Below are 4,143 nucleotides of genomic sequence, written 5' to 3'. Positions count from 1 at the left end.
GCCGGCGGCGAGCGCTTCGGCCTCGCGGCGCGCGTTCAGGAGCGCGGCGGCGGTGGCGCGCCGCTGGGCGTCATGATCGTCGGCGAGGAAGAAGCGATCGACGTGCGGGTTGCTGCCGCCGAGCCGCCCGATCAGCCCGACGATCGTGCCGACGTCGTTGATCGCGGCGGTGCGCAGCACGATCGTCAGATCGGCGGTATAGCCGATGATCGCGCAGGCGCCGGTCGAAAGCCGCGGCGCGCCATAGGATTGCCGGTTGCAATCGGGGGCCCGCACCTCGCTGACCGCGACGCGCGACGCACCGGCGTCGGCGCGCCCGCCGAAGCGCGCCAGCCCGGAATCGATCGCCTGCCGCCTGGCGACCATCGCGGTGACGGCCTCGTCGCTGGTCGCGCCTTCGCCGTGGATCGTGAAATCGATCTGGGCGCGATCGGGCGGGGTCGAGACCATGGCACTGCCCGAGACGATGACGCGCGGCGGCGGATCGTCCGCGGCGAAGGCGGGGGCGGCGAGCGCGGCCATTCCGGCCACCGCGGCGAAGATCGGCATCCGGCGCATCGCAGGCAGACCTCAGCCGCCGACGCGGGTGGCGAGCAGGTGCGCCAGCGTCGACCTGAAGCGCGCGAGCTCGCCCCCGGCAAGCTGCGCCGCCTGCGTGAACTTCACGCTCAGCGGATTGACCGCGACATTGTTCTTGAACACCTCGAAATGCAGATGCGGCCCGGTCGAGAGTCCGGTCGAGCCGACATAACCGATCAACTGCCCGGCGCGGACATGCTCGCCCGCGTGCGCGACGATCCGGCTCATATGCGCATAGCCGGTGCCGAGCCCGCCCGGGTGGCGGATCTGGACATAATTGCCATGCCCGCCGTGCCAGCCCGCGAAATTGACCACGCCGTCGGTCGCGGCATCGATCGGCGACCCCATCGGCGCGCCATAATCGATCCCCTGATGCATCCGGCTGAAGCCGAGGATCGGGTGGAAGCGCATGCCGAAGCTGGAGGTGACGTGCGCGTTGGCGACCGGCATCTTCATCTGGCCGCGCCGTTCGCCAACGCCGGCGGCGTCAAACCACTGCTCCTTGCCCGCGAGATCCCATTTGAGCAGGCGCAGCACCTTCTTGCCCTCGTCGAGCCCCGCGTAGAGCAATCCGCCGGTCTCGCTCTCGCCGGTCGCGGCGCGGCGGTGCGCGATGATCAGATCGAAGCGGTCGCCCGCGCGGATCGCGCCGACCGCGACATGCTGCGCCATCGCGCGCAAATAGGTTTCGATTACCTTGGCGGGCGCGCCTGCGGCACGCGCGGCGGCGAACAGCCCCGCGCCGACACGGCCCTGGACGCGCAGCGGCGTCTCGTCGACCGCGATCGGATGCGGCACCAGCCTGAGCGCCTGGCCCGCGCGTTCCACCTCCAGCGCCAGTTCGAGCTTGGCGCGGAACGCCAGCCGGTCGAGCGGACGCGGCACCGATCGGTTGGGGCGGCGGCCGAGCGTGAGATCGATCCGCGTGCCCGGCTTGATCTCGCCCAGCGCCATCTGCTGCGAAACGAGATCGGCGGCGGTCCTGGCCTGATCCTCGCCGACGCCGGCGCGCTCCAGCACGCGCGCGAAGCCGTCGCCCTGGCCGATGCTGGCGGTCAGCCTTATCTGCGGGCGCTCCGGCGTCTCCACCAGCCGCTCGACGAGATTGGTCGCGGGCGCATGGGCGCCGGTGTCGGCGCCCAGCGCGAGCGGCGCGATCGCCTGCACGCGCATCTGCTGCGCCTGGGCCTGCCCCATCGGCGCGGGCGACGCGCCGATCAGCGGGCGAAACGACGGCGCGAGGCTGAACGTGATCGCGCAGAGCGCGGTGCAGGTGGCGAGCCCACGCCACCAGGTGCGGCTGCCGATCCGCGCGCCGAGATCGACGACGAGGTCGATTCCCTGCGTCCGGTCGAGACTGCGCCGAATCGCGGGCGTGTCGAGCAAGGCGAGGCCGCGCGGCTTGAGCGCCGCCGTCCCGCCGCCGCCTTCCATGAGGAGTTCCGCCTCGCGCCGGATCATCATGCCCCTAATCCTTGTTCGGCGGCCTCTGCCGGACCGTCGGCGGCGATGACTGTGAAGGAGGATGGTTAAAGTCAAACTAATCAGCGGGTCTTCACGCGAAGCTGCGACGAGGCGAGTCGTTTCGGCGGCGAATTGCGGAACTTGCGCGCCGAGCGGGTTCCACTTGCTTTTGCGCGCCGACCCGCCATCTTGAGCCCGCCATGACGCGTTTCGCAGACCGGCCGCTTGTCGCGGTGCTCGGTCCGACCAACACGGGCAAGACCCATCTCGCGGTCGAGCGCATGTGCGGCCATTCGAGCGGATTGATCGGCTTTCCGCTGCGCCTGCTCGCACGCGAGGTCTATGATCGCGTCGTCGCGATCAAGGGCCGCGAGTCCGTGGCACTGGTCACCGGCGAGGAGAAAATCGTCCCCGAGAAAGCGCGCTGGTTCCTCACCACCGCCGAAAGCATGCCGCTGGATCGCGATTTCGCCTTCGTCGGCCTGGACGAGGCGCAGCTCGGCGCCGATCGCGAGCGCGGCCACATCTTCACCGATCGCATCCTGCGCGCGCGCGGCCGCGAGGAGACGATGCTGCTCGGATCGGAGGCGCTCCGCCCGATGCTGTCGGCGCTCGTCCCCGAGGCCGAAATCATCACCCGCCCGCGCTTCTCGACGCTCACTTATGCCGGCCCCGCCAAGCTCTCGCGGCTGCCCAAACGCTCGGTGATCGTCGCCTTCTCGGCGGAGGAGGTCTATGCGGTCGCCGAGATGCTGCGCCGGCTGCGCGGGGGTGCCGCCGTGGTGATGGGCGCGCTCAGCCCCCGCACGCGCAACGCGCAGGTCGCGATGTTCCAGGCGGGCGAGGTCGATTATCTCGTCGCCACCGATGCGATCGGCATGGGGCTCAACATGGACGTCAGCCACGTCGCCTTCGCCTCGCTGCGCAAGTTCGACGGCAGGAAGACCCGGCGGCTGACGATCTCGGAAATGGCGCAGATCGCCGGGCGCGCGGGGCGCCACCAGCGCGACGGCACCTTCGGCTCGCTAAGCCTCGAAGGATCGAACGCGCATTTCGAGGATGAGGAGGTCCATGCGATCGAGGGCCATCATATCCCGGCGCTCGATCATCTCTACTGGCGCGACGGCGATCCCGACACCACCAGCCTCGATCGCCTGATCGCCGATCTCGAGCGGCGCCCCGACAATATCGTGCTGCGCCCCGCCACCGAGGCGATCGATCTCGCGGTGCTCAAGCGCCTCGCCGACGAGCCCTGGGTGCGCGAGGCTGCCCGCGGACAGGCGATGGTCGCGCGGCTGTGGGAGGCGTGCGGGCTGCCCGATTTCCGCAAGACCGGCGCCGAGCCGCATTCCCGGCTGATCGCGCGCATCTTCCGTCACCTCAGCGAGGGCGACCGCCGTCTGCCCGTACCCTGGTTCGCCGACGAGCTGGTACGGCTCGAAAGCGTGCAGGGCGATGTCGAGACGCTCAGCGACCGCCTCGCGGGCGTGCGCACCTGGGCCTATATCGCGCACCGCCGCGACTGGCTGGCCGATCCCGCCTTGTGGGCGGAGCGCGCGCGCGGGATCGAGGAGCGGCTTTCGGATGCGCTCCACCAGCGGCTGACGCAGCGCTTCGTCGATCGGCGGACCTCGGTGCTGATGCGCGATCTCGGCGCGCGCGGCGCCGATCTGCTGCCGATGAAGGTCGCGGAGGACGGCACCGTCACCGTCGACGGCGAGGCGATCGGGCTGCTGATCGGCTTCCGCTTCAAGGCCGATCCGCTGGCGCGCCACGGCGACATGAAGCGGCTGATGGCCGCCGCCGAGCGCCGGCTCGGCGCGGAGCTCGGCAAGCGCGCCAAGGCGCTGATCGCCGACGAGGACGCCGCCTTCAACCTCGCCACCGATCCCGGCCGCCCCGTCGCTCTGTTCTGGCGCGGCGACGTCGTCGCGCGGCTGACGCGCGGCAAGAGCCTGCTCCATCCCCGCTTCGAGCCGCACCGCGCGCTGGGCGCCCTGCCGGAGGCGGTGCGCGATGCGGTCTGCGGCCGGCTACGGCGCTGGCTGGAGGGCAATATCGCCCGCCACCTCGCCCCGCTCGCCGCGATCGGCGAAGCGG

At 70.9% G+C, this 4,143-nt stretch carries 3 protein-coding genes; 1 reads left to right on the top strand and 2 read right to left on the bottom strand.

What is annotated here, in order from left to right; all coding sequences use genetic code 11:
* On the bottom strand, positions 1 to 549 hold a 549-nt coding region (locus HUU94_RS08840; RefSeq protein ID WP_174274720.1), incomplete at its 3' end, for an SIMPL domain-containing protein.
* Positions 550 to 570: 21 nt separating this feature from the next.
* Positions 571 to 2,043: a M23 family metallopeptidase gene (locus tag HUU94_RS08835; RefSeq protein WP_174274719.1), complete on the bottom strand. Its 1,473-nt coding sequence runs from the start codon at positions 2,041 to 2,043 to the stop codon at positions 571 to 573.
* A gap of 200 nt (positions 2,044 to 2,243) precedes the next feature.
* On the opposite strand from HUU94_RS08835, the gene HUU94_RS08830 reads away from it, so the two are divergent.
* Positions 2,244 to 4,143: helicase-related protein (locus HUU94_RS08830; protein ID WP_174274718.1), on the top strand; the 1,900-nt coding region annotated here is incomplete at its 3' end.

It is taken from the genome of Sphingomonas bacterium (assembly GCF_903644055.1).
Lineage (GTDB): Bacteria > Pseudomonadota > Alphaproteobacteria > Sphingomonadales > Sphingomonadaceae > Sphingomonas_I.
This window is presented reverse-complemented; position numbering and strand designations above follow the sequence as displayed.